Origin of the sequence: Micrococcoides hystricis, from assembly GCF_042434215.1 — a bacterium.
Classification (GTDB): Bacteria; Actinomycetota; Actinomycetes; order Actinomycetales; family Micrococcaceae; genus Micrococcoides; species Micrococcoides hystricis.
Genome location: NZ_JBHLUB010000001.1, coordinates 216,429 through 241,380, shown reverse-complemented (window position 1 = coordinate 241,380; position 24,952 = coordinate 216,429). Strand labels below are relative to the sequence as shown.

Annotated in this window: 25 protein-coding genes; 11 read left to right on the top strand and 14 right to left on the bottom strand. The window is 58.0% G+C overall.

Annotated elements, in window-relative coordinates; translation table 11 throughout:
* Window positions 1-65: 65 nt before the first annotated feature.
* Window positions 66-1,268 (bottom strand): glycogen synthase, encoded by a 1,203-nt coding sequence (glgA, locus tag ACFFFR_RS01090; RefSeq protein WP_377457453.1) that lies wholly within the window; start codon window positions 1,266-1,268, stop codon window positions 66-68.
* 96 nt (window positions 1,269-1,364) lie between these two features.
* Between glgA and glgC the strand changes: the two genes are divergently transcribed.
* Together glgC and pepN are read left to right on the top strand one after the other, a co-directional pair.
* The gene (glgC, locus tag ACFFFR_RS01085; RefSeq protein WP_377457451.1) at window positions 1,365-2,618 is read left to right on the top strand and encodes a glucose-1-phosphate adenylyltransferase; all 1,254 of its coding nucleotides are present in this window, start codon (window positions 1,365-1,367) and stop codon (window positions 2,616-2,618) included.
* A 67-nt stretch (window positions 2,619-2,685) separates the two neighbouring features.
* Entirely contained in the window at window positions 2,686-5,271 is a 2,586-nt protein-coding gene (gene pepN, locus ACFFFR_RS01080; RefSeq protein ID WP_377457449.1) for an aminopeptidase N, read from the top strand.
* 6 nt (window positions 5,272-5,277) lie between these two features.
* Here the strand turns inward: pepN and lplAB are convergent, their stop codons facing one another.
* A complete protein-coding gene (lplAB, locus tag ACFFFR_RS01075; protein WP_377457447.1) occupies window positions 5,278-6,345 on the bottom strand; it encodes a lipoate-protein ligase LplAB in 1,068 nt (355 codons plus the stop codon).
* A gap of 56 nt (window positions 6,346-6,401) precedes the next feature.
* Here lplAB and ACFFFR_RS01070 point away from each other — a divergent pair, with 56 nt between their 5' ends.
* Window positions 6,402-6,941: a hypothetical protein gene (locus ACFFFR_RS01070; RefSeq protein WP_377457445.1), complete on the top strand. Its 540-nt coding sequence runs from the start codon at window positions 6,402-6,404 to the stop codon at window positions 6,939-6,941.
* 98 nt (window positions 6,942-7,039) lie between these two features.
* On the opposite strand, the gene ACFFFR_RS01065 is transcribed toward ACFFFR_RS01070, so the two are convergent.
* From ACFFFR_RS01065 to ACFFFR_RS01055, 3 genes are all read right to left on the bottom strand, one after another.
* Entirely contained in the window at window positions 7,040-7,300 is a 261-nt protein-coding gene (locus ACFFFR_RS01065; protein WP_377457444.1) for a type B 50S ribosomal protein L31, read from the bottom strand.
* Window positions 7,301-7,454: 154 nt separating this feature from the next.
* On the bottom strand, window positions 7,455-8,249 hold the full coding sequence (locus tag ACFFFR_RS01060) for a sulfite exporter TauE/SafE family protein (RefSeq protein ID WP_377457442.1): 795 nt from the start codon (window positions 8,247-8,249) through the stop codon (window positions 7,455-7,457).
* Between the two features lie 20 nt (window positions 8,250-8,269).
* The gene (locus ACFFFR_RS01055; protein WP_377457440.1) at window positions 8,270-9,052 is read right to left on the bottom strand and encodes an ABC transporter ATP-binding protein; all 783 of its coding nucleotides are present in this window, start codon (window positions 9,050-9,052) and stop codon (window positions 8,270-8,272) included.
* 100 nt (window positions 9,053-9,152) lie between these two features.
* Between ACFFFR_RS01055 and serB the strand changes: the two genes are divergently transcribed.
* Window positions 9,153-10,157 carry a phosphoserine phosphatase SerB gene (gene serB, locus ACFFFR_RS01050; protein ID WP_377457438.1) on the top strand — a complete coding sequence of 335 codons (1,005 nt, stop codon included), beginning with the start codon at window positions 9,153-9,155 and terminating at the stop codon, window positions 10,155-10,157.
* 83 nt (window positions 10,158-10,240) lie between these two features.
* On the opposite strand, the gene ACFFFR_RS01045 is transcribed toward serB, so the two are convergent.
* Both ACFFFR_RS01045 and ACFFFR_RS01040 read right to left on the bottom strand, forming a co-directional pair.
* Complete coding sequence (locus tag ACFFFR_RS01045) at window positions 10,241-10,999, bottom strand: SDR family oxidoreductase (RefSeq protein ID WP_377457436.1); 759 nt, start codon at window positions 10,997-10,999, stop codon at window positions 10,241-10,243.
* 32 nt (window positions 11,000-11,031) lie between these two features.
* The gene (locus tag ACFFFR_RS01040; RefSeq protein WP_377457434.1) at window positions 11,032-11,757 is read right to left on the bottom strand and encodes a beta-ketoacyl-ACP reductase; all 726 of its coding nucleotides are present in this window, start codon (window positions 11,755-11,757) and stop codon (window positions 11,032-11,034) included.
* A gap of 110 nt (window positions 11,758-11,867) precedes the next feature.
* Here ACFFFR_RS01040 and ACFFFR_RS01035 point away from each other — a divergent pair, with 110 nt between their 5' ends.
* The 3 genes from ACFFFR_RS01035 to ACFFFR_RS01025 are packed head-to-tail and all read left to right on the top strand — an operon-like array spanning window position 11,868 to window position 13,546.
* On the top strand, window positions 11,868-12,401 hold the full coding sequence (locus tag ACFFFR_RS01035) for a DUF3099 domain-containing protein (RefSeq protein WP_377457432.1): 534 nt from the start codon (window positions 11,868-11,870) through the stop codon (window positions 12,399-12,401).
* Complete coding sequence (locus ACFFFR_RS01030) at window positions 12,367-12,636, top strand: acetone carboxylase (protein ID WP_377457430.1); 270 nt, start codon at window positions 12,367-12,369, stop codon at window positions 12,634-12,636. The genes ACFFFR_RS01035 and ACFFFR_RS01030 overlap by 35 nt, the downstream gene beginning before the upstream one ends.
* On the top strand, window positions 12,629-13,546 hold the full coding sequence (locus tag ACFFFR_RS01025; protein ID WP_377457428.1) for an SURF1 family cytochrome oxidase biogenesis protein: 918 nt from the start codon (window positions 12,629-12,631) through the stop codon (window positions 13,544-13,546). Before ACFFFR_RS01030 ends, ACFFFR_RS01025 begins: the two co-directional genes overlap by 8 nt.
* Here the strand turns inward: ACFFFR_RS01025 and ACFFFR_RS01020 are convergent.
* A complete protein-coding gene (locus ACFFFR_RS01020) occupies window positions 13,529-14,350 on the bottom strand; it encodes an AlbA family DNA-binding domain-containing protein (protein WP_377457426.1) in 822 nt (273 codons plus the stop codon). The genes ACFFFR_RS01025 and ACFFFR_RS01020 overlap by 18 nt on opposite strands.
* A 36-nt stretch (window positions 14,351-14,386) precedes the next feature.
* Window positions 14,387-15,988, bottom strand: a complete 1,602-nt coding sequence (gene abc-f / locus ACFFFR_RS01015; protein WP_377457424.1) for a ribosomal protection-like ABC-F family protein — start codon at window positions 15,986-15,988, stop codon at window positions 14,387-14,389.
* 166 nt (window positions 15,989-16,154) lie between these two features.
* Between abc-f and ypfJ the strand changes: the two genes are divergently transcribed.
* Window positions 16,155-17,057: a KPN_02809 family neutral zinc metallopeptidase gene (gene ypfJ / locus ACFFFR_RS01010; RefSeq protein ID WP_377457422.1), complete on the top strand. Its 903-nt coding sequence runs from the start codon at window positions 16,155-16,157 to the stop codon at window positions 17,055-17,057.
* A 125-nt stretch (window positions 17,058-17,182) separates the two neighbouring features.
* Here ypfJ and ACFFFR_RS01005 read toward each other — a convergent pair whose 3' ends face one another.
* From ACFFFR_RS01005 to ACFFFR_RS00985, 5 genes are all read right to left on the bottom strand, one after another.
* The gene (locus ACFFFR_RS01005; protein WP_377457420.1) at window positions 17,183-17,524 is read right to left on the bottom strand and encodes a metal-sulfur cluster assembly factor; all 342 of its coding nucleotides are present in this window, start codon (window positions 17,522-17,524) and stop codon (window positions 17,183-17,185) included.
* Between the two features lie 35 nt (window positions 17,525-17,559).
* Window positions 17,560-18,318 carry a Fe-S cluster assembly ATPase SufC gene (gene sufC, locus ACFFFR_RS01000; RefSeq protein WP_377457419.1) on the bottom strand — a complete coding sequence of 253 codons (759 nt, stop codon included), beginning with the start codon at window positions 18,316-18,318 and terminating at the stop codon, window positions 17,560-17,562.
* Window positions 18,319-18,360: 42 nt separating this feature from the next.
* The gene (sufD, locus tag ACFFFR_RS00995; RefSeq protein ID WP_377457863.1) at window positions 18,361-19,590 is read right to left on the bottom strand and encodes a Fe-S cluster assembly protein SufD; all 1,230 of its coding nucleotides are present in this window, start codon (window positions 19,588-19,590) and stop codon (window positions 18,361-18,363) included.
* Between the two features lie 74 nt (window positions 19,591-19,664).
* Complete coding sequence (gene sufB / locus ACFFFR_RS00990) at window positions 19,665-21,125, bottom strand: Fe-S cluster assembly protein SufB (protein WP_377457417.1); 1,461 nt, start codon at window positions 21,123-21,125, stop codon at window positions 19,665-19,667.
* A complete protein-coding gene (locus ACFFFR_RS00985) occupies window positions 21,122-21,940 on the bottom strand; it encodes a helix-turn-helix transcriptional regulator (protein WP_377457415.1) in 819 nt (272 codons plus the stop codon). The genes sufB and ACFFFR_RS00985 overlap by 4 nt, the downstream gene beginning before the upstream one ends.
* A gap of 196 nt (window positions 21,941-22,136) precedes the next feature.
* Between ACFFFR_RS00985 and ACFFFR_RS00980 the strand changes: the two genes are divergently transcribed.
* The 3 genes from ACFFFR_RS00980 to ACFFFR_RS00970 are packed head-to-tail and all read left to right on the top strand — an operon-like array spanning window position 22,137 to window position 24,885.
* Window positions 22,137-23,129: an ABC transporter ATP-binding protein gene (locus tag ACFFFR_RS00980; RefSeq protein ID WP_377457413.1), complete on the top strand. Its 993-nt coding sequence runs from the start codon at window positions 22,137-22,139 to the stop codon at window positions 23,127-23,129.
* Window positions 23,126-23,917, top strand: a complete 792-nt coding sequence (locus ACFFFR_RS00975) for an ABC transporter permease (RefSeq protein ID WP_377457411.1) — start codon at window positions 23,126-23,128, stop codon at window positions 23,915-23,917. Before ACFFFR_RS00980 ends, ACFFFR_RS00975 begins: the two co-directional genes overlap by 4 nt.
* An 8-nt stretch (window positions 23,918-23,925) precedes the next feature.
* A complete protein-coding gene (locus ACFFFR_RS00970) occupies window positions 23,926-24,885 on the top strand; it encodes a COX15/CtaA family protein (protein WP_377457409.1) in 960 nt (319 codons plus the stop codon).
* Window positions 24,886-24,952: the final 67 nt, after the last annotated feature.

The window sequence follows — 24,952 nt, the reverse complement described above, 5'->3', positions numbered from 1 at the left end:
AACGCAAAGCCCCGAGGTTTGCATGGCAGATCTCGGGGCTTTGTCGTAGCTAAGAAAACGAAGTTCTAGCTTCTGTTCAACACGTGCTGGTAGAACTCAATGGTCTGCTCGGCAATGGCATCCCAAGAGAAATGTTCTTGGGCTCGGCGCCGGCCAGCCTTGCCATAGTTTTCGGCCAGTTTTTCATCGGCGAGAACCTTATTGAGGGCTGCCGCGAAATCAGCCACGAACTTGTCTTCATCCACCGGTGTCCCGGTGCCGTCTTGGACTTGTTCGACATGGACCAGTTCACCGGTTTCGCCAGGAGCCACGACCTCCGGAATGCCGCCTACAGCGGAGGCGACGACCGCCGTCTCACAGGCCATGGCTTCCAGGTTGACGATGCCCAGCGGTTCGTAGATCGACGGGCAGGCGAAGACGGTCGAGGCCGTGAGAATTTGAATGACTTCGTTTCGCGGGATCATCCCTTCGACCACGACGATGCCCGAACGGGTCGCTTTGAGTTCGTCAATCAACCCGTTAACTTCAGCAGCTAGTTCTGGGGTGTCCGGCGCGCCGACGCAGAGCACCAGTTGGACTTCGGCAGGCAGCTCTGCAGCGGCACGAAGCAGGTAGGGAACGCCCTTTTGCCGAGTGATCCGGCCGACGAAAGACACGATCGGTCGTGCAGGATCAATGCCGTACTTGCTCAGCGCGTCGGTGCCGTGGTCTGGTGTCCAGAATTCGGTGTCGATGCCGTTATGGATGACGGTGACCTTGTCCGGGTCGATGTCCGGGTAGCACCGCAGGATGTCCTCGCGCATGCCCGCCGACACGGCGATCACGCCGGCGGCTGAGTGGTAGGCGGTGCTTTCTGCCCATGAGGAGACACGGTAGCCACCGCCGAGTTGCTCAGCTTTCCACGGGCGCAACGGCTCGAGTGAGTGAGCTGAGAGGACATGGGGTACGCCGTGGAGCAGTCCCCCTAGGTGCCCGGCCATGTTCGCGTACCAAGTGTGGGTGTGGATCAGGTCGGTTCCGGCGAGTCCGGAAAGCATTTTCAGATCCGTGCCCAATGTTTGTACTGCGGCGTTGGCCTCAGCCAGGTCCGTGGGGTCGGCATAACCGAAAACCTCGGCGCCGTGATAGTTCGGTTCAACGTTTGTGCCAAATGCATGCACTTTTAACGTCAGATGACGCGCAAGCGAACGGGATAGCTCAGCGACGTGAACGCCGGCTCCTCCGTAGATATTTGGCGGAAATTCTTTAGTCACAATGTCTACACGCACACCTCTAACCTAGTCCAAGCCGGACAAAAACGACTACTGTGAAAGGGAAGGTGTCACGACCACATTCGATACAACTAAACAAGAATTGGGGTACGTATGCACGGCAAACGTGTATTAGCAGTCGTTCTAGCCGGTGGGGAAGGTAAGCGACTGATGCCATTGACGGTAGACCGCGCCAAGCCTGCGGTACCGTTCGGCGGCAGTTATCGATTAATCGACTTCGCATTGTCGAATCTGGTTAATTCCGGGTACCTAAAGGTCGTGGTGCTCACCCAGTACAAGTCCCATTCCTTGGACCGTCACATTTCTGAAACATGGCGACTGTCCACCCACCTGCAGAACTATGTGGCCTCGGTTCCAGCCCAGCAGCGTCGTGGCAAAGAATGGTTCCTCGGTTCCGCAAACGCGATCTACCAGTCGTTGAACCTCATTTATGACGCTCGCCCCGACATCGTTGTGGTCATCGGTGCCGACCACGTGTACCGGATGGACTTCTCTCAGATGGTCCAGTCCCACATTGAGTCCGGAGCGGCAGCCACCGTTGCCGCCGTCCGCCAGCCCATGGAACTGTGTTCGTCCTTTGGCGTCATCGAGACCGATCCTGCGGACCCACGCAAGGTAAAACAGTTCGTGGAAAAACCGGATATCACTGAAGGCTTGGAAGATGACCCCACGCAGTTCCTCGCTTCTATGGGTAACTATGTGTTTGACACCAACGCCCTGATTTCTGCGCTGGAACATGATGCCCAGCAAGAGGACACCGACCACGACATGGGTGGAGACATCATCCCCTACTTTGTCTCCAAGGGTGAATGCGGTGTCTACGACTTCACCACCAACTCCATCCAAGGTGAACCACTCTCTGATAGCCCGACGTCTCACTACTGGCGTGATGTCGGAACCTTGGACTCCTACTACGATGCGAACATTGACTTGATCAAACCGTTGCCGGAGTTCAACCTGTACAACCAGGACTGGCCTATCTTTACGCGCCAACAGCACTCACCACCGGCGAAGATCGTCCGCGCTGCTGATGGCACCGCGGGTTCGGCCTACGATTCCTTGCTCTCCCAGGGTGTGGTGATCACCGGGGGCACTGTCATGGAGTCGGTTCTGTCGACCGATGTTCGGGTCGAAAAGGGCGCCACGGTCAAGGACTCGGTGATTCTGGATAGTGCTGTCATTGCAGAAGGCGCCGTGGTGCAGCGCGCGATCATTGACAAGAACGTGGTGATCCCACCGGGAGCCCGCATTGGCTTTGATCGCGAAGAAGATGCGGCAAACGGTTTCACCGTGACCGAATCAGGCCTAACCGTCTTGGCGAAGGGGCAAAAGGTTCCCCGTAAGTAAGTTAGGCAGTACAGTATGAAACATGTCTGAAAGTCCTGTTTCATATCTTGGTAGCGCCGGTGACTCAATGGCGAGTTTTCTGGCGCGAGAAAATCTGACTCGAGAGGAGGCCAGCGTTCGCGCTGGCCTCCTCAGCCCTGCAGGAGCCGAGCCAATCACGATTGCCGCTGTGATCGATCTTCGTGATGCCAAGGACCTGCAGACAAGCACCTTCCCGGTGACAACCACCATCACTTTTGCCTGCTCAACGCCCGGCGCCGAAACCTTCGTAGATTTCATAAACGCCGGCGTCGACGAAGTTGTGTTAAACGGCACTGCCTTGGATCTGGCTGAGCACGTCGGGCCTGCCCGCATCCGGTTGCCGGAGTTAAAAGCCCATAACACCGTGGTCATCACCGGCCACGCACGCTACTCCAGCAGTGGCGAAGGCATGCACCGGTATCAGGACCCGGCTGATCAGCAGATCTACCTGTACACGCAGTATGAACCGGCCGATGCGCGCAGAGTGATCGCCTGCTTCGAACAACCGGATCTGAAAGCTAAATTCGATTTCACGCTGATCGGGCCTGATGATTGGGTGCTCGCCTCCAATATGGAACCGGTGCGCCGCTCGCAATCAACCGCCGGATCAGTGGAAGTAAAATTCGGCACCACTGCACTCATGTCCAGCTACATCACCACGTTGCTGGCTGGACCTTACGCCGAATTCACCGACTCCCACGGCTCCATCCCATTGGCACTGTACTGCCGCCAATCACTGCGGGATCGTTTCGATCACGAACGCCTCTTCCGCTGGACCAAACTGGGCCTGGATTTCTTTGAAGAGTACTTCGACTACCCCTACCCGTGGGGTAAATACGATCAGGCGTTCGTACCTGAATACAACCTCGGGGCGATGGAAAACCCGGGTCTGGTTACCTTTAACGACCGGCTCGTGTTCGAACCAGGCGCGACCCACACCGAGTGGGAATCGCTGGCAACAGTCTTGATGCACGAAATGTCCCACATGTGGTTCGGTGACTTGGTCACAATGCGTTGGTGGGATGATTTGTGGCTGAAAGAATCCTTCGCCGACTACATGGGCACCTTGGCAGTTGTGGAGGCCGTCCCTGAATTTGCCAGTGCTTGGGTATCTTTCGCTGTGCGCCGCAAAGCTTGGGCGTACGAACAGGACCAGCTGCCCACAACGCACCCCATCGTTGCCGATATCCCCGACCTTGAAGCGGCCAAACAGAACTTCGACGGCATCACCTATGCCAAGGGCGCCTCCGTCCTGAAGCAACTGGTCGCCTACGTCGGTCCTGCGGCGTTCCAAGAGGCCTCCAGGCAGTACTTCAAGAAACACGCTTGGGGCAATACAACCTTGCGTAATTTCTTGACAGAGCTCAGTTCGGCTTCCGGTCGCAACATGAGCCAGTGGGCGCAAGATTGGCTCACCACCTGCGGTGTCCAATCTTTGGCCATTCGGGATGGGCATGTTGAACAATCCGGCACGGATCCATGCAGCGGCGCTCAGAGTCTTCGTCCGCACACGCTCAAAGTTGGCGTATTCGATACCGGCACTAGCCCGTATTTGCGCGTGGGCACTCACGAGGTGACGCTGGAGTCCGCCAAGACAGCGATACCTGGTTTCAGCTCTCGCGCGTCCGTGTTGACGCTACCGAACGATGAAGACCTAACGTACGCCAAGATCAGTTTTGCCGATACGGAGTTATCAAGCGTACTGACCGGCGTCACAGAAGACGAGTTGGCTAATGCGACCATCTGGGCGGGATTGTGGAACATGGTCCGGGATGCCGAGCTGCCTGCGGTCTCTTACATCAAGACCGCTTTGGAATTGCTGCCCCAGCTACAACCGATCACCCTTTTCACTGCCGTCAACAACAACATCATCACGGCGTTGGAACGCTATGTGGTGCCCTGTGATCGCGGGAATGCCTCCAGTGCCGTCGCCCAGAACCTGCTCCAGATGCTGCCCGCTTTGAGCCAGGAAGAACAAATGACGGCAGCAAAGACTATTGTCGCTGCCGCCCAATGCACTGACCTTGCCGACCAATGGCTTGAAGAACTGCTACAAACCCCGGTCGGTGAGAAACTCGGTTCGGTCACCAGCACCGATGGGTTGCGCTGGTCGGCCCTCACCGCTTTTGCCCGGCAAGGAGCCGCAACCGAAGAGGAGTTGGCCAGTTTTCGGGCACAACGTCCAAACACGGCCACTGAGGTCGGTTTCGCAATGGCATGTGCGGCTATCCCAACCCCCGAAGCCAAAGAAGCGGCGTGGCAACGGATTTTCTCGGGCACGTTATCGAACGAACTTTTGAGCGCAACGATTACCGGTTTTCAGTGTGCCGAACCAGAATTACTGCAGGCCTATCACGATCAGTACCTGAGCTGGATTGGCCCCGCCTGGGAACAGCACTCGATCGGGATCGCCACCCGCATGGTCGCAGGTTTGTTCCCACGCACGCTGGACTCCCGCCTAGGAGATGACCACGTCAATCCGGTCGTGCTCAAGACCCAAGCCTGGTTGGAAGAGCACCCTGATGCGCCGCAAGCTTTGCGACGCATCGTTACCGAGGAGCTGGACCAGGCCCGACGCACGCTCCGGGTGTTGCGCGTTGCTGCTCCATACCCGGGACCCTATTCAATCTGAGTGGTTTTAGGGGACTCGGGCGGTCCACTCGTGGGAGCTGAACTTTTCTGCGGCGAGCTTCTCGGCTGCAGCAAGTTCCTCAGCGGAGATCTCTCCTCGCTGAGCTCCATATTTGGTGGCGAAAGTCTCGATGAGACTGTCGTAGATCTCTGCACGGCTCAAACCCGTCTGGCGGCGCAAGGGGTCGACGCGTTTCTTGGCCGAAGCAATGCCCTTATCGGAGATTTTCTCCCGACCGATCCGCAACACTTGGGTCATCTTCTCCGCGTCGATGTCATAGCTCATGGTGACGTGATGCAGGAGCCCGCCGTTGGCCAAACGCTTTTGGGCCGCACCACCAATCTTGCCCTCAGGGGTCGCAATGTCGTTCAGCGGCTTGTAGAAGGCTTCCACCCCGATGCCGGCTAAGGCTTCCATGACCCATTGATCAAGGAATGGGTACGAGTCTGTGAAGGACAACCCGTCTACCAGCGACTGCGGGGCGTAGAGCGAATAGGTGGCAGCGTTTTCAGCTTCCATGAACATCGCTCCCCCACCGGAGATCCGGCGGACGATTTTCACCCCGTGCCGTTCGGCCTGCTCTGCATCCACCTCGTTTTGCAGTGACTGGAAGGAGCCGATCACCACTGCGGGTTCAGTCCACTGCCACAGCCGCATGGCAGGTTTCCGCAGCCCGGCGCCGACACGTTCGGTCAATACCTGATCCAGTGCGACTTGGGTGGTGATGGGCAGCGGTGTCGCTGGGATCACTTCCCATTCGTGGCTGTCCCAGGTGCTGGCTTTGCCTAGTGCCCGACGCACCGCAATCGCAATAGAGTCTGGGTCGACTCCGAACAACACTGGTTCGTCGTCACGAGCCTTCAAGGCGCGATCGATGGACTCGACAATCGCCTTAGAAGAGCACTCCACTGACAGTCCCTGCAGTGCGGAGTTCAAGTCCTGCAACACATCATCCGGTTCGAGGAAGAAGTCTCCATTGAGGTTGGCGGTATGGATTCTCCCGTCGCTGATCTGTAAATCAGCGATGACCAGTTTGCCGCCAGGAACCTTGTACTCACCATGTTTATGATCCATCACGTAGCCAATCCTATAGGGTATTTAGTATGCACTCTTCAGGATTCTCACGAGCCATGACAGCTGTCGGCATGGTTCTGTCTATCGTGGTTCCCCTTTGGGCCACAGCGGGTCGAAAACTGTTCGGCATTGACGGCACCATGACAATGATCTTCAGCTTTACCGCTTTACCGGTACTGCTCGTTGTCTACTTGCTCATCGTGTGGGTCCCCTGGGTGCGACGGTCCAAGGACGGCCACGGGTTGAGCAATCGGGCCGCGATTTTCTTCCTTCTTTCACTGCTTGCGGCAACCGTATTCGGTTTTCTCTGCCCAGATTTCGGCACTCCGGAAGCCAAGAGCATGTTGGAACACTTTGGTGGGCCGGAGTATGCGGGCATGGCCGCAGCCATCGCCAATCCTTTCGGCATCGGCTCACTCTTCTTTGCCGCTCTGGCAGTGGGCTTTGCCCTCCGTGACTCTGCCGGAAAAGTTTCTTACGCCGCAGTGCCAGCTCAGCAGCACCGCGATGAAGACGATGAGGACCTCATGATTCAGGCTCCATGGATGGTCGGACGAGACCCTGCTGACCAACCATCTGAACAGGACATGCGCTAGGGTCCGCCCACTGCGGCACTGCGGCACGAAATTGCGTTAACGACTGAGGCTCCCCACCAGATTCGGTGGGGAGCCTCAGTGCTAAAGATGGGTGGCGTTTACTTCTTGCCGCCGAAACCCTTGAAGCGAGCGTTGAAGCGCTCGACGCGACCAGCGGAGTCGAGGATGCGCTGCTTGCCGGTGTAGAACGGGTGGGAAGCAGCAGAGATTTCAACGTCGATGACCGGGTAGGTGTTACCGTCTTCCCACTGTTCAGTCTTTTCTGCAGTGGTCACGGTGGAACGGGTCAGGAACTTTTCGCCGGAAGCCAGGTCGTGGAAAATGACCGGTCCGTATTCTGGATGGATTTCAGCTTTCATGTTTTCTTCCTTGTATGGGCCACTGGATTTTGCCAGCAACCAAGGCAAAAGATTATCGGTGGTTCGCACATCCACATCACAGATTGTGGGTTTTGAACCAGCTAATAACTTTACGCCTGTTTTGGCCGCAGTGGAAATCGACGCGCAGAAATTTTTAGGCCGAACCCGTGACCAACCGTGCGACCATGACGCCGAGAGCCACCAAGCCCAAGATGATGATCACACTGCGCAAGGCCAGCGGTGACAATTTCCGACCGATCCGCGCCCCCAAATGTCCGCCCAAGAAGGAAGACACGGCGATGACAGCCACCACGAACCATTCGATCCGGTCGAACGCGAAGAGCAGGTACGAAATGGCTGCGATGACATTCACGCCGAGTACCAGAATGTTTTTCAGGGCGTTAGCTTGCTGCAGGGTACCGTTGAGCAAAACACCCAGAATGCCCATGAGCAGCACACCTTGGGCCGCTACGAAATAGCCTCCATAGATCCCGGTGAAGAAGACCGCTGCCAGCAACCCGAACGAGACCGCGGGGACTTTCGGAGTGTTGGGAGTGGCGGGCTTGCGGGAGCGAACCAGTTCGGCGAGCTTGGGCTGAAAGGCGACTAACAGCAGCGCCACCACAATCAGTACCGGGGCGACATAGGAGAACACCGTCTCCGGTAGATGCAAAAGCAAGCTAGCCCCGGCAATACCACCGATCAGGGAGGCCGGTAACAACTTGGCCAGAGTGTGCCGCACCTGGAAGATTTCTCGCCGGTATCCCCACGAGGAGGAGATGTTTCCGGCAATCAACCCCATGGCGTTGGAAATCGTCGCGGTGACGGGCGGGTACCCCAACGCGACGAGCACCGGGAAGGTGACCAAGGTGCCGGATCCCACCACAGCGTTGATGGTTCCGGCCCACAATCCGGCTAGCGCGATGAGAACGATCGAAAGGAGGTCCACAGGACTCAGCGCACTCTTGTTTAGCGCGCGATCGCGGTGTACCGGCCGGAGGCTTCCGTCACTTTCAGATCGCGGCTGAAGGTTTCGCTGAGGTTGTCCTCGGTGAGGGTTTCCTTGATCGGTCCAGCGGCGACGATTTCTGCTTCTTTGATCAAGAGTGCGTGGGTGAATCCGGGCGGGATCTCTTCGAGGTGGTGCGTCACCACAATGGTGGTGGGTGCGTATTCATCTGCGGCGAGCTCGCTGAGTTTTTTCACCAAGTCTTCGCGGCCGGCAAGATCTAATCCGGCGCCCGGTTCGTCCAGCAGCAGCAGCTCCGGGTCGGTCATCAGCGCACGAGCGATCTGCGCTCGTTTGCGCTCACCCTCAGAGAGGGTGGCGTACTTGCGATTCATGAGAGCACCCATGCCCCACTCATCAAGCAGCTCGTAGGCTCGACGCAAATCCATCTTGTCGTACTCTTCACGCCAGCGTCCGGTCACCCCGTAGGATGCGGTCACCACTACGTTGATGACTTTTTCAAATTCTGGGATCAGTGTGTTCAGCGCTGCCGAGGAGAGTCCAATGCGTGGGCGTAACTCGAAAACGTCGACTTTGCCCATCGTCTCGTCAAGGATGTCGACCTGACCTTTGGTGGGGTGCATCCGTGCCGCGGCCAGCTGCAATAGGGTGGTCTTCCCCGCCCCGTTTGGGCCAACAACAACCCAGCGGTCCGACTCTTGCACAGACCAGTTAATGTTCTTCAGCAGATATTTTCGTCCCCGCAGCACATCAACGTCAGAAAACTCCAAGACAGTACTCATGGCCTTAAGACTATGCCACGAAAGGCGAACCTCAGGAAAACACTCCGGCTCGGCAGTCTCAAATTCTCGGTGCCCTGCTGCATTTAGGTACGGTTGAACCATGTCTGAATCGTCCTTCCACGCTCCGGTGTCGCTACCGGAGGAGTTCTCAGCAGCCTGCCCCGCGACCACGTTGGTTACGATCTACCACGTCTTGTCCGATGAGAAGCAACGTCGTGCCGCACAGGAGCAGCTGGACGCCGCGGTCGAAATCGTCACGAAGTCGCTCTCCGCCGTCAGCTGCAACTGGCAAGAGCACCCCACGGCTCCCCACGAGCATTGGGTCGCGCACCGTTTTTGGGTGGGCACCACGGAGAAAGTCAACACCAAGGAATTGTTGACCTTGTTGGAGACAGCCCTCAGCGGACAACAGGCCTCCAACCTGCGTATCGCCGTGGTTTCCTCCGAGCACATTACCGCTGAGCGGCGCATGCTCATCATGGACGTGGACTCCACCCTGATTAACGAAGAAGTCATCGAGCAGTTGGCTGCCCACGCGGGCAAAGAAGCAGAGGTTGCAGCCGTCACTGAAGCTGCGATGCGCGGCGAACTCGATTTCGAAGAATCCTTGCACGCTCGTTGTCTGACCTTGGCAGGGTTGCCGTTGGGTGTTATTGAAGACGTGCAGCAAAACCGAGTCAGTCTCACCCCGGGCGCTACCGAACTTGTTCGTTCTTACCAGGACCGTGGCTGGCCGGTCTGTGTGGTCTCCGGTGGTTTTGTGCAAGTTCTCAAACCCATCGCTGAGGCGTTGGAACTTGATCGCTACGAAGCGAACGTGCTTGAGACCGAACGTGATCGCAACGGTGAACAGCTCACCGGGCGTGTCATCGGCGACGTGGTGGGCCGGGCTACCAAAGCCAAGATGTTGCAGCAGTGGGCCGAAGAGTTCAATATTTCTCCAACACATGTGATGGCCATCGGCGACGGGGCCAACGATCTAGATATGCTGGCCGCAGCCGGTCTTGGGGTGGCATTTTGCGCCAAGCCAGCATTGAAGGAAGCAGCTGATGTTGTGCTGCGCGACCGTCGACTCGACTTAGCCGCGTTGGTGACCGGGCTGTAGAGCTCTTTTCAGCACGTAAAGAAGCTGGCGGGTTCAGAACATATTAGTTCTGAACCCGCCAGCTTTTGTCTCTGTTGAGAGGTTTAGTTCTTAATGAAGCCTTGTGCCCCGCCGACAAGTTCGGTGTGGCCTTGTTCTAGGTCGGTTCGGCCGACTAGCGCAGCGATTTCCGCAGCGAATTCTTCTACCGAGTAGAGTTTGCCGGCTTCTTCACGGCGGGCTTCGATCGCACCTGGCTCGAGTCGGTTCAAGAGAGTCGCGGTGATCGTGCCTTCGATCATGTCACCGGAAACCACGACGAGTTTGATGCCCTTGGCATCCAGTTCAGGGATGAATTCTCGCAGTGCGTCTTCCCCGGCGCGTTTGGAGCGAGCGACCGGCTCGTACGCGTCCATGGTGTCCACTTCGTTGATGAAGTGGGCTTGGTGGGAGGTGATGAACACCAGTTGTCCGCCGTCCGACATGACTTCGGCGGCGGCCTTGGCCATTTCCAGCTGGGCATCCCGGTTGAGTTTGAGGGCGTAGTCCTCCCCCATGCCGGATTCCATACCGCCGGAGGCATTGAGCACCAGAACATCGAGCTTGCCGAAGTTCTCAACGGCGGCATCAATCAGCGCAGCCCGGCCTTCATCCGTGGTGAGGTCTGCGCCGACGGCTACGGCTTTGCCGCCGGCTTCGGTGATCGTTGAGACGATTTTGTTCGCCCGCGGGGCTTTCTGCCGGTAGTTGATGACGACTCCGGCGCCTCGGCTTGCAAGGAGCTGGGCGGTGGCGGCACCGATGCCGCGGGAAGAACCGGTGACGATGATGCCGCGGCCGGTCAGGTCTTGTTGTTTACTCATATTGCGTATCTTTTCCTGTCAAAAACGTAACGTTAGTGGCCCATGCCGAGTCCGCCGTCTACGGGGATCACGGCACCGGAGATGTAGCTGGCTTCGTCAGAGGCAACCCAGCGGACGACGTTGGCGATCTCTTCCGGTTCACAGAAACGTCCAGCCGGAATGGCTTTCATGTACTGGTCTTTGGTCTCCTCCGGCAGCACATCGGTCATCTCGGTATTCACGTAGCCTGGCGCAACCACGTTGGCGGTGATGTTCCGGGCACCCAGTTCGCGGGTCAGCGACCGGGCCATACCGACTAGGCCCGACTTGGAGGATGCGTAGTTGATCTGCCCCGGGGATCCGTAGAGTCCGACCACCGAGGAGATGAGGACAACCCGGCCCTTCTTCAACCGAATCATGCCCTTGGACGCGCGTTTGAGCACCCGGAAGGCACCGGTGAGGTTGGTGTCCAGAACAGAGGTGAAGTCATCTTCGCTCATGCGTAGCAGCAGGGTGTCTTTGGTGATGCCTGCGTTGGCGACCAGAACTTCGACCGGCCCGTGCGCGGCTTCGACTTCTTTAAATGCGGCGTCTACCGAGGCTTCATCCGTCACGTCTGCCTTCACGGCTAGGATGCCTGCTGGCAGGTCTGTCACCTCGGATCGAGAGGTGATCGCCACCTTGTCGCCGTTGGCTAGAAAAGCTTTGGCGATGGCCAAGCCAATGCCGCGGTTGCCGCCGGTGATCAGAACACTTCGACCGGTTGTTGCTTCGCTCACACAAAATCCTTCATCTACGTGTATGGGCAGGGGTTGCTGCCTTCTATCTTGTCACGAGTGCCTCACCAAAAGATGAAACAGAACCTACAAGGTGGGAGAATAGTTTTATTGTGCGCAAACAAAAAGTTCCCGTCGAACCTGAGCTGCAGGTTCAATCCATCACCGATGCTGAAGAATCCTCTCATGTGGATTTGAAGCAGCGGATGGTGCGTTACGGCATCCAGATGGGGATCCGTTTGCTCTGCTTCATCCTTGCGTTCTTCACCACCGGGATTGTGCAGATTCTCTGCTTCGCTGCCGCGATCTTCTTGCCGTACATTGCCGTGGTGTTAGCCAATGTGGGCAACACTGCCGAACACCAACCCGGCTCCTACGCTCGAATCCCAACCAACCGCGCACTACCTCAGCCCGCTCCGACACACCCGACACAATTGGCTCTGCCGGCAGAATCCTCGGTGTTAGCTTCCTCCAGTTTCCGACATCAGCGCAGGCAACAGGAGAGCACACCTGCTTCCCACGCCAGCAACGATTCAACGGGACCTGACCCCAGACCGGCCGAAGGCACCACCTACTCCCCGAACACTCGTTCGTGGGTCGTGCCGCCCCGGGATGTTCCTTCATCTGGAGGGCCGTCCGATCACTGATTTCTTCTCCGGACCGGGCTTTTTGAAATGCTCGCGTTCCGGGTGCACCGCCCAAGCCAGCGTACGGCTGTTGTGGAACAATCCACGTGTACACGAGCCCAGCCGTCGCAAAGAATGGTTGGCGTGCCCCGAACACCAAGCGTGGCTGACCCAATACCTGCAAGAGCGCAACTTCTTCAAAGACACGGTCCCCTTGGAAGAGCCGGCCGAGCAACGGAAGGAACACGGTGACTGAGTCCTCAAACGTGCGCGCACCGTGGTGGCGCCGCTACAGCTTCTTGCTGACCGGCAAGTGGATCGGCGCTTTCCTGTTGACTTGCCTCTTTGCCGTGGCCACCTATTTCTTAGGTACGTGGCAGATGGACAGGCACCAATACCGTCAAGCACAGATTGGTCAGATCGACGCTGTTTACGATGCCACTCCCCTGACCGGTGCCGCCGGGATCAGGATTTTCACCGACTACGAATCGGATGACGAATGGACCCCGGTAGAACTGAGAGGTTCCTACCACGTCGATGACGCGGTGATCATTCGTAACCGAACGCGCGGTGGCCAACCCGGTTACGAAACAACCGTCCCGTTCACCACGACTGAAGGGACCACCATTGTCGTCAGTCGTGGCTGGCTGCCGATCGGCAACAACGAGCACGGTCAGCCCGATGAGATACCGCTGCCGGTAGACACCGCAGCAACCGGAGCCACCAGCACCATCGTGGTTCGGGCCAAGGCCGGCGAGCCGGTGTTGGATCGTGAAGCTCCCGACGGCCAGCTTGCCACCATCAATCTTGACCAATACCAAGACCAGGTTGGTTACCCCGTGGCTCAGGCTGGCTACGGGCAGTTGGTGGAGGAAAACCCTGCCGCGGCGACAATGCCAGAACCGTTGCTGCGCCCTTCAACGGATGAGGGCCCACACCTGAGCTATTCGTGGCAGTGGTTCCTCTTCGGAATACTTGGTTTCATCGGTTACGGTTACGCGGCCCGCCGCACCGCTTTCGCTGAGGAGCAGGCCCAACTGGAATACGGTGAGGAAGAAACCCACCGCCACGCGGCGTGGCGGCCAGACGTGAAGAAGGTCAAACGCCGCCGGGATGGTTCCTTGAGCGATGAAGAGGCCGAGGACCTTCTACTGGACGGCCGGTAGATCCCCCTCTGGGTCGCCGTGCTCGATGGAGACATCAAGGAAGTTGCGGATGCTAGCCTGCTTCGCTTCTAGCGCCGACACCAAGAACTCGACGTAGCTCTGGTCCGGGTAGGCCGACTCTGCCGATTCGGCCGCAGCCCGACCGTACTCTTCTAAAGTGTCCAGGTACGTTCCGTAGCTTCGGGTGTAATACCTGTTGACCTCTAGATAGAGCAGCTTCAGATGTTCTAGATGCTCGGATAAATCCAGTGATGGATTTGACGAGTGGCCGGTCTCAATACGGCGGTTGATCAGCCGCTGCAGATCCCGGTGATTGGCCGCGATGGATGAGGTGCCGCGACGAACGTACACCACCGAGTCGGAGATGCCGGAGCCGTCCCGTGTCGCTAGGAATGGCACGTGATCCGGTCTGTCTTCCACCAAGAGGGCCTGGAACTTTTTGCCACGGATCGCCGGATACTCAGATTCTTCGAAACTGAAATCGAGCACTTCGAAAACCAATTCCTGCGGCAGGAACTGTTCCAAGGCGTTTTGAATTTCTGCCTTGTCCACGAGGTTTTCCAGTCCCAAAGGTGTGACTGACCCATCCGGGTTCTCAGCCACCCCGACAATCATGGTGCCTCCACCTGAGTTGGCGAAGGCCAACACATGGCGAGCCACCTTGATCCATGCCGGCCACGCTTGTTTGAAATCCAATTGCTCGATTTCTCCGACATGGGAGGAGAGCAAGGAACGGAAGCTTTCCCGCGAAGGTTCCTCGAAGAAGCGTGCAAAGTCTTCCCGATATGATTTGGCGGTGCTCATTAGGGACCTCTTTTCACCACAGGTGTCCCTTCGAGACTAAGCCAAGGTGATGAGCTCCTGATAGTCCGCCGACCAGAAGTCCTCGACCCCGTCGGGCAGAATCAGCACTCGTTCCGGGTCCAACGCCTCGACGGCACCCTCGTCGTGGGTGACGAGCACAACCGCTCCCTCGTAATTGCGCAGTGCGTTGAGGATCTCCTCACGGCTGGCCGGATCCAAGTTGTTCGTCGGCTCATCGAGCAGCAACACATTCGCGCTAGAAGCCACAAGTGATGCCAGCGCTAACCGTGTTTTTTCACCACCGGAGAGCACCCCTGCTGGTTTGTCCACGTCGTCGCCGGAGAACAAGAACGAGCCCAACAGAGTCCGCACCTCGGTATCCCCGAGATGATCAGGGGCAGCCGAACGCATGTTCTCTAAGACAGTGCGGTTGGTGTCGAGTGTGTCATGTTCCTGGGCGTAGTAGCCGAGTTTGAGTCCGTGACCGTGAATGACTTCCCCTGCATCGGGCTCTTCGATCCCTGCTAGCAAACGCAGCAGCGTCGTTTTACCGGCACCGTTGAAACCAAGCACAACAACTTTGTTGCCGCGGTCAATGTTCAGATCCAGAGCGGTGAAGATCTCGGTGGATCCGTACGATTTGCTCAACGAGCGGCCCTGCAACGGGGTGCGCCCGCAGGCTGCCGGTGCCGGGAAGCGGATCGCCGCAACCTTGTCACTTTGCCGTTCGGCTTCAACTGAATCCAGCAGCCGCTGGGCGCGTTTGAACATATTCTGGGCGGCGACCGCCTTGGTGGCCTTGGCCCGCATCTTCTCACCTTGAGCGATGAGCGCCTCAGCTTTTTTGGCGGCGTTCGCGTACTCGCGTTTGCGTCGGGCCTCATCGATTTGGCGCTGTTCCAAGTAGGCGCGGTAACCCAAGTTGTACTGGTCAATCACGGCACGGTTGGCGTCAAGGTAGAAAACCTTGTTGACGATTTGGTCCATCAACTCTACGTCGTGGGAAATCACCATGAACCCACCCGGGTAGGCCTTCAAGAAGTCTCGCAGCCACACGATGGAGTCTTGATCTAGGTGGTTGGTGGGCTCATCCAGCAGCAGCAGTTCCGCGTCAGAGAAGAGAATCCTGGCTAGTTCCACGCGGCGGCGCTGACCACCGGAGAGGGTTTTGAGTGGCTGGTTGAGTACTTTTTCCGGTAGTCCTAGGTTGGCGCAGATGGTGGCCGCTTCCGATTCGGCTGCGTAGCCACCGGCCGCTTGGAAACGCTGCTCCAGTTTGCCGTATTGGTTCATGGCCTTTTCCTTGGTCTCGGCCGAACCGTAGGCCATCTTCTTCTCCGCCTCCCGCATCCGCCGGAGCACACCGTCCAAGTCGCGAGCCGAGAAGATGCGGTCCTTGGCGAGTTGATCCATGTTCTCGACTTTTGGATCCTGCGGCAGATAACCGATGCTTCCGGTACGGCTGACGGTGCCTGCCGCAGGGAGTGCGAACCCGGCAAGGACCTTGGTCAGGGTCGTTTTTCCCGCACCGTTGCGCCCGACCAGCCCGACTTTGTCTCCTTTGTCGAGGCGAAAAGATACCTCGGACATGAGGATTCGAGCTCCAGCGTGTAGCTCGAGATCGGACACAGTAATCATCAAAAGACCCTAACGGTTGAAGGTTGCGCAGCGTATCTGGCGGGACGTGGTCCGTAAACAGCGCCTGAACTATTCTACGCTTCAGCCTCAACGCCGACGGACCTACCCTGCCCACCATATTTGCCGACTACTACACCGAACAGTAACCCTGCTTTACACTTAGGGCATGAGCTTCAATGAGAATATCCGGATTAACCCCGGTCGGGCCCAAGATCGGCGCGGATCCGGAGGTATGGGTGGCGGCGGCAAAATCGCCATTGGTGGTGGCGCCGGCGGTCTGATTCTACTGCTGTTGGCGATGTTCACCGGCGTGGATCTCACCGCGTTCCTCGGTGGTGATACCGGGCAACAGCAACAGACCGGGGCCAGTAGTTTAGAGCACTGCCGCACCGGTGCTGATGCTAACGAGCATGCCGACTGCCGTATTGTCACAACGGCTGAATCTCTGGACGCCTTTTGGGCCCCGTACGCAAAAAAGCACGGCATACCTTTCCAGCAACCTGAGCTAGTCATCTTCAACGGCGGAGTCAACACCGGCTGCGGGTCGGCCAGCTCTGACATGGGACCGTTCTACTGCCCTGCCGATCAGACCGCCTACTTTGATCCGGCCTTCTTCGATGTGTTGCGTAAGCAATTCGGCACCTCCGCCGGCCCGCTCGCCCAAGAATATGTGGTCGCCCACGAGTACGGTCACCACATGCAGAACATGATGGGTACGCTGCGCTACTCCCAGCAAGGCGGGACCGGGCCAACTTCCCCTGCGGTCCGGGTGGAACTTCAGGCTGACTGCTACGCCGGTATGTGGGCTCACCACGCCGCAACGGTCAAAGACGATGACACTGGGGAAACCTATTTGAAGCCGATCAGCCAGGAACAGCTCAAGGACGCCATTGACGCGGCCGAGGCCATTGGCGACGACTCCATCCAGCGCAAGGCCGGCCAACGTGTCCGTCCGGAGAACTTCACCCACGGCACCTCGGAGCAACGGATGAAGTGGTTCATGACCGGTTACGAGCACGGCGATGTAAACCGCTGTGACACTTTCAACGTCTCCGGCTCGAACCTCTAGGACACCACAACCGAGGCAAGTCAGCATCGTTAAACACTCGTGGGGCGCTACCTTCGAAAAGGTAGCGCCCCACTGTGCTCTCTGCAGTTCTTTTTAGGTGACTGCTGAGTCAGCCTAGAAGTGAACTAGATATTGAAGCCGAGGGCTCGCATCTGTTCACGACCGTCGTCGGTGATCCGGTCTGGACCCCATGGCGGCATCCACACCCAGTTCAACCGCCACTCATCGACAAGCGGTTCGACCGCAGAGCCCACTTGGGCTTCGATGACGTCGGTGAGTGGGCAGGCTGCAGTCGTCAAGGTCATGTCGACCAACAACGCGCCGTCTTCTGCGTACTTGAGCCCGTACAGCAAGCCAAGGTCAACAATGTTGACACCCAGCTCCGGGTCAATGACGTCCTTGAGGGCCTCTTCAATGTCTTCCAGCGGTGTTTGGCTGGCTGCATTGGAGGTGGCGTTCTCGCTCATGGTGTACCTCCGATGGTCGTTCGGTTTAGGTGTGCTTAGGCGTTGGCTGCGTAGCGGTCGTAGCCTTCGGCTTCCAGACGCTCAGCCAGTTCTGGACCGCCTTCTTCAACCATCTTGCCGTCAACGAAAACGTGGACGAAGTCAGGCTTGATGTAGTTCAGAATGCGGGTGTAGTGGGTGATCAGCAAGGTGCCCATCTCGTTCTCAGCCATGGCACGGTTGACACCATCGGAGACGATCTTCAGGGCGTCGATGTCCAGGCCGGAGTCGGTTTCGTCCAGGACGGCGAACTTCGGCTTGAGCAGTTCCAGCTGCAGGATCTCGTGACGCTTCTTCTCACCGCCGGAGAAGCCTTCGTTCACGTTGCGCTGCACGAAGGATGGATCGATCTTCAGGTTCTCCATGGCGGACTTGAGGTCCTTGGTCCAGTGACGGATGTTTGGAGCCTCGCCATCGATCGCGGTCTTGGCGGTGCGCAGGAAGTTGGTCATGGTGACACCTGGGACCTCGACTGGGTACTGCATGCCCAGGAACAGGCCCGCGCGGGCACGCTCGTCGACTTCCATGTCTAGCACGTCTTCACCGTCGAGGGTGATGGTGCCGGAGGTGACTTCGTAGCGTGGGTGACCGGCGATGGTGGCAGCCAGGGTGGACTTACCGGAACCGTTCGGGCCCATGACGGCGTGGATTTCACCGGACTTGATGGTCAGGTCGACGCCTTTGAGGATTTCCTTGGTGGTCTCATCATCAATGCGGATGGAGACGTGCAGGTCACGAATTTCAAGAGTTGACATGAGTGTTGATTTCTCCTGTTAGGAACGAAAAAGTATGTTTGGTTAGTTACCGCTGATAGCGAGTTCTTGTTCGAGCAGTTCTTGGATCCGCTCTTCGATTTCTGGGATCCGGATCTGCTGAACGATCTCGTTCAGGAAGCCGCGAACCACCAGACGGCGTGCGGTGGTTTCGTCCATACCGCGGCTCATCAGGTAGAACAGCTGGGTTTCGTCGAACCGGGCGGTGGTTGAAGCGTGACCTGCACCTTCAATCAGACCAGTTTCGATTTCGAGGTTCGGGATGGAGTCGGCCCGGGTGCCATCGGTCAGAATCAGGTTCTGGTTCTTCTCGTAGCTGTCGGTGCCGGCTGCGTTCTTGGCGATCATGACATCGCCAACCCAGACGGTACGTGCCCCATCACCCTGCAGCGCGCCCTTGTAGAGCACGTTGGAGGCATTGCGTGGCTCGTTGTGGTTCACGAAGGAGCGGTGCTCCAGGTGCTGGCCAGCGTCCGCGTAGTACAGGCCGTACAGGCGGGCGTCGCCGCCTTCACCGGCGTAGCGCACGTTGGCGTTGAACCGTACCAAGTCGCCACCGATGGTGATGGCGATCTGACGGTACTGGCCACCGCCGTAGACGAGGGCATCGTGCTGGGCTGCGTGCTTGGCCTTGTCATCCCACAGCTGCAGGCTGATCACGGTCAGGGAGGCGTTTTCGCGCACAATGTACTCGACGTTGCCGTTGTAGTCGGCGGCACCGGTGTGCTCCAGGACGATGGTTGCCGAAGCGTTTTCGCCCACTTCGATCACGGTGTGACCGTTGACGCGGGTGCCTTCTGCCTGACCCTTGAAGTACACGTAAACAGGCTCGGTGCTGTTTTCACCGGCTGGCACGGAAATGTAGTTCGCTTCCGGGGTGTTGGCGTAACCAACGACGGCCGCGCGGTCAGCTGGCAAGATGGCGGTGCCGCGTGGGGCTGCGCCGATGGCCAGTGGGGCCTTGACCCAGTTTTCTGGGGCGGTGGTGCTGAACTCGAGTGCAGCTGCGTCGCCGGCCTCATCGGACAACAGGGACTTGATGCGCTTCAGCGGGGTGAAACGCCACTCTTCCTCGCGGCCACCTGGCAGGTCAAAGTCAGCGACGTTGAAGCTGGTTGGGCGATCGGCGCGGGACTGCGTGGAGCCGCCCTTAGCCTTGGATGGCGCCGTCAACGGAACGAGCTGCTCGCCTTCTTCAGTGAAGCCTGGGATAGCTGGCTTGGCCGAAGAACCGTGCGTCACCTTGTTCACCAAGTCGGTCGCGGTTTCTTTAATTTTTTCTGCGGCGTGCACGCCGGCTTCTTTCAGATCTTCCAGTTTGGACACGTTTAGCCCACTGATCCTTCCATCTGCAATTCGATCAGGCGGTTGAGTTCGAGCGCATATTCCATTGGCAGCTCACGGGAGATTGGTTCAACGAAGCCACGGACGATCATCGCCATTGCTTCGTCTTCCTCAAGGCCGCGGCTCATCAAGTAGAACAGCTGGTCTTCGGAGACCTTGGACACGGTTGCCTCGTGACCGAGTTCCACGTCGTCTTCCCGAATGTCGATGTACGGGTAGGTGTCCGAGCGGGAGATGGTGTCCACCAACAGCGCGTCACATTCAACGTTGTTCTTGGAGTTCTTGGCACCCTCGTGGATCTGGACCAGACCGCGGTAAGCCGAACGCCCACCGTTACGGGCCACGGACTTGGACACGATGGTCGAAGAGGTGTTTGGAGCCATGTGGACCATCTTGGAGCCGGTGTCCTGCTGCTGGTTTTCGCCAGCGAAAGCGATGGACAGGGTCTCACCCTTGGCGTGCTCGCCGGTGAGGTAGATGGCTGGGTACTTCATGGTCACCTTGGAACCGATGTTGCCGTCGACCCATTCCATGGTGGCGCCTTCTTCACAGATAGCGCGCTTGGTCACCAGATTGTACACGTTGGTGGACCAGTTCTGGATGGTGGTGTAGCGGACGCGTGCGCCCTTCTTCACGACGATCTCCACGACAGCGGAGTGCAGCGAGTCCGACTTGTAGATCGGGGCGGTGCAACCTTCGATGTAGTGCACGTAGGAGTCTTCGTCCGCAATGATCAGGGTGCGTTCGAACTGCCCCATGTTCTCGGTGTTAATGCGGAAGTAGGCCTGCAGTGGGATTTCCACGTGGACGCCCTTCGGAACGTACACGAAGGAGCCACCGGACCACACAGCGGTGTTCAGGGCAGCAAACTTGTTGTCACCAACCGGGATGACGGAGCCAAAGTACTCTTGGAAAAACTCAGGGTGTTCTTTCAGACCGGTATCGGTATCAAGGAAGATCACGCCCTGATCTTCAAGGTCTTCACGGATCTGGTGGTACACAACCTCAGATTCGTACTGCGCGGCAACACCGGCAACCAGGCGGTTACGCTCAGCTTCGGGGATACCCAGCTTTTCGTAGGTGTTGCGGATTTCTTCTGGCAAGTCTTCCCAGGTCTGGGCCTGACGCTCGGTGGAGCGGACGAAGTACTTGATGTTGTCGAAATCCAGGTCAGACAGGTCTGGACCCCACAGCGGCATTGGCTTGCGCTCGAAGTACTTCAGGCCCTTCAAGCGGATATCCAGCATCCACTCTGGTTCGTCTTTCAGCGCGGAGATGTTGCGAACAACTTCTTCGCTCAGGCCACGCTCAGCAAGAGCACCGGCCTCATCGGAGTCGGCCCAGCCGTACTCGTATGTTCCGATCCCTTCCAGTTCTGGGTTAGCCTCCAGAATCTCAGAGATCACACCCGCGTCTTGGGTGCTTTCTTTTGCAATGTCAGTCATGACGACTTCTCCTGTTTCCGTGTGGATACTCGGATGGTTCTGCGTGGGGCGACGCTTTGGCGTTGTTCCCCACGTTGTGCTGCCTGTTGTTGTGCGAGGACCTTCAGTCGGCCGACGGGAACGTGTGTCGTACACACGTGGCCACCGGCCGCCATGGTGGAAAGTCTGCGCACGTCCACACCCAGAAGTTCAGCAAAGACTTCCGCCTCCTGCTCACAGAATTCGGGGAACTCCCGAGCAAGATCTTGGATGGGACAGTGGCCCTGACAAATCTGCATGGAATGCATGGCAGGGTTGGGGTGATTTTGTGCGATGTGCCGTGTGGAAGCAACGAACCCATCCCGGTTCAACGCTTCCACGAGCGCATCGACTTTGCCTTCAAGTGTTGGTGCTGCGTCGACCTCTGCGCGGTAGCGCTGGGCCATGGAGTCAAAACGACGGGCCGCGAAATCCTGTACCGCGTCGTCCCCCATCACCTGCTGCAACTGACGCAGGGCAGCTGTAGCGATGTTGAGGTAGTCATTACCGATTTGGGTTTGTCCTTGCCGGCTGACCACGTAGGCACGGGCTGGACGACCTGCCCCGGAGGCTCGGCCGGCAATACGTTTAACTTCAATGAGGGAATCGGCTGAGAGCTGGTCAAGGTGGCGGCGCACGGCGGCGGCCGTCAGTCCGAGCCGCTTACCGATCTCAGCTGCAGCGATGGGACCGTGTTCAAGCACGGCGGCTAGCACCCGGTCACGGGTGCTCACCACCGGAGCAGTTTTTGCTGTGTCGGTGGCGTCGAGATTCTGAAGATCAGATTCTGCTGCCATATCTCCTTCTCTGGCCGTCTAAATCCGGACAACCAAGATGGTGTAGTCAAAGCTCGCCCAGTCCGGGCAGCTATTACACAAAACAATGATTGCGTATTTATTATTCCGTGACTAGTAAGGCGAGACTTATTCCACATTGTGGAAACACGCTCTACGTCCAGTAGAAATTCAGGGTCGCTATGTAGAATGGAGAACCGTGTCTACCTCCCCGCTGCCTGCCAACTCGTCCTCCGCGCTGATCGCAACCGATGTTCATTACCGCGTTAAGGACAAAGTCATTCTCGACGGGGCTTTCTTGGCGGCCGAACCAGGCTCCATCACCGTCCTACTTGGTCCGAACGGCGCGGGTAAGACCACTCTCCTATCGATCGCTCAAGGATTGGAACGTCCCAACAGTGGTGATGTGAAGCTGTTGGGTGAAAACCCGTATCGAGCCAGTGCTGCGTTGCGTTCACGCGTCGGCGTGATGCTTCAAGACGGTGGCTTGCCGCCCTCCTTGACTGCCGATCGGCTTCTGCATCACGTCGCCGGCTTCTTCCAAGAACCCGCAGACGTGGCCGAGTTGAAGGCTCGGCTTGGCATTGATGAGTACGCGAAAACTACCATCAGAAATCTCTCTGGTGGACAAAAGCAACGCCTCGCTCTGGCAGCCGCGCTCCTAGGCAAACCGGAGTTTGTCTTCCTTGATGAACCCTCAGCAGGACTAGACCCGCAATCTCGCCAGATCGTTTTTGATTTCATCTTGGAGCTCAAAGCTGCCGGGATGACAATTTTGCTGACAACGCACTTGCTCTCTGAAGCAGATTCCCTAGCCGATTACGTGTACCTCCTTAAGCAAGGTAAGACGGTAGCTCACGGAACGGTTGCGGAACTGACTCGCCAAGACCGTGGCACAGATTCAATTCAACCGTTGTTGCTGTGCACGACTGAGCCGCTGTCACCCACCGTGCGGAACGAGCTGATCAACGCGTTGCCGGCCTCGGAGCTGCATGATGAGCCGAACGGCTCGAGCAACTACAAATATCTTCTTGATGGCTGTCGTGGTGCAGCTGACCTGGCCGTCGTGGCCAAGATCTTGGCAGCCCACGATGTCACGACCCTAGATTTTCATTTCCGACCCCGCACCCTAGAGGATGTCTTCTTCGAAGTGGCCCAACAACAAGGTTCAGAATCGGAGCTAGCCCAGTGAATTCTCTGCAGAGCACCAAAACGTGGTCTCCGGTGCAGCAGCGGCCCGCGGGCCATTCGGTTTCTCTCGCCCAGCGTGTCTTCCGGCAAGGTCTCTACGAGACGGTCAACATGCTGCGCAACGGCGAACAGCTGCTGGTTTCGATCATCATCCCGGTGATGGTGCTCATTGGTGTGCATACCGCCGGTCTGCTCGACACGGAAGAGCACAGCACTCTTCAGATCCTGACTCCGGGTGTCCTAGCGATCGCGGTGATGAGTTCGGCGTTTACCTCCCAGGGTATTGGCACAGCGTTCGACCGCCGGTATGGCGTATTGCGATTTCTGTCCACCACGCCGATTGGTAACACCGGGTTGATCTTCGGCAAAGCCATCGCCGTGATGCTCATACTCTTGATCCAATTGGTGGTCCTGCTGACGGTGGCGTTTGTGTTGGGCTACCGCCCAGAACTAGGGGGCATCCTTCCCGGCCTTGTCTTCTTGTTGATCGGCGCGGTTGCGTTCACGTCCTTGGGGCTGCTGGTCGCTGGGACGCTGCGCCCGGAAGCGACCTTGGCCATCACAAACCTGCTGTGGATCTTGCTCGGGGCCGCTGGCGGCTCCGTGTTTCCGCTGAGCCAAACCGGCTTCTTGACACCGCTGTTGCAGTGGCTGCCCTCCGCAGCGCTCGGCGACGGCTTGCGCGCTGCCCTCATGGACGGACAGTGGGCCCTGTTGCCGCTTCTGATCCTCTCCGCCTGGGCAGCGGGAGCGACCGCATTGACTGTAAAATTCTTCTCGTGGAAGTAAAGGAACCCATGACCAAGACCGAACTGCCAAAGATTGCCAAATCGGCCTACGGCTTAGCGATTGCCTCTTGGATTTCTGAGATGGGCATCATCGTCACCGGTGGTGCTGTCCGCGTAACCGGGTCGGGACTGGGTTGTTCTGAATGGCCCAAATGTACCCCCGAATCCATGGTGCCAACCGCCGAACTGGGCATGCACGGGGCGATCGAGTTCGGGAACCGCCTTCTGACGTTCGTCCTAGCCGGCATCGCACTCGCGCTAGTCGTTGTTCTCTGGAAGCAACGGCAACACTTCCGCATGATCATTGGCCTGGCAATTGGCTTGATGATGACCATTCCGATCCAGGCCGTTCTGGGTGGCATCACCGTTTGGTCCGGACTGAACCCTTGGGTTGTCGCAGGCCACTTCCTCGTCTCGGCCATCATGGTTGCCGTGGCGACGTTGATGCTGGTTCGTGTTGCCGCCGAGCATCGGCGCAGCAAGGGTGAACTAGCAGCGCATGCGCCCATCGTGGATGGTCCCACCACCGGCACGACCCGAATGCTGGCCGGTTCCCTAATCATCTTCATGGCGTTGTCTGTCTTCTTCGGGACAATTGTCACCGGGACCGGCCCGCACGCCGGCGACCCTGGAGCACCGCGGCACAACTTTGATCTTGAGTTGGTGGCCCGCATTCACGTCGCCCCGGTGTGGATCTTGACCGCGGCGGCATTGATTCTTACCTTCCTGACGTTCAAGATCGGCGGCAGCGCAACGCAGAAGCGCAGCGTGGTATTGCTGGTTGCCGCGATCCTCTATCAGGGCGTGATCGGGTACGTTCAATACTTCACCGGTGTACCGATCGTGCTGGTGCTGTTCCACTTGCTGGGCACCGGGTTGAGCATCTCAGCCGTCACCTACGCCGCGGATAAGCAGCTGAGCAAGTATCGGGTACACAGCGTTCCGGAGCAGCTACCTGCAGCCGTCTGACTAGAGCGGCCAGCACCGCCCATAACGGCCTGACCGGCTCGGCAACAAGTCAATAGTTTCTCAGTGC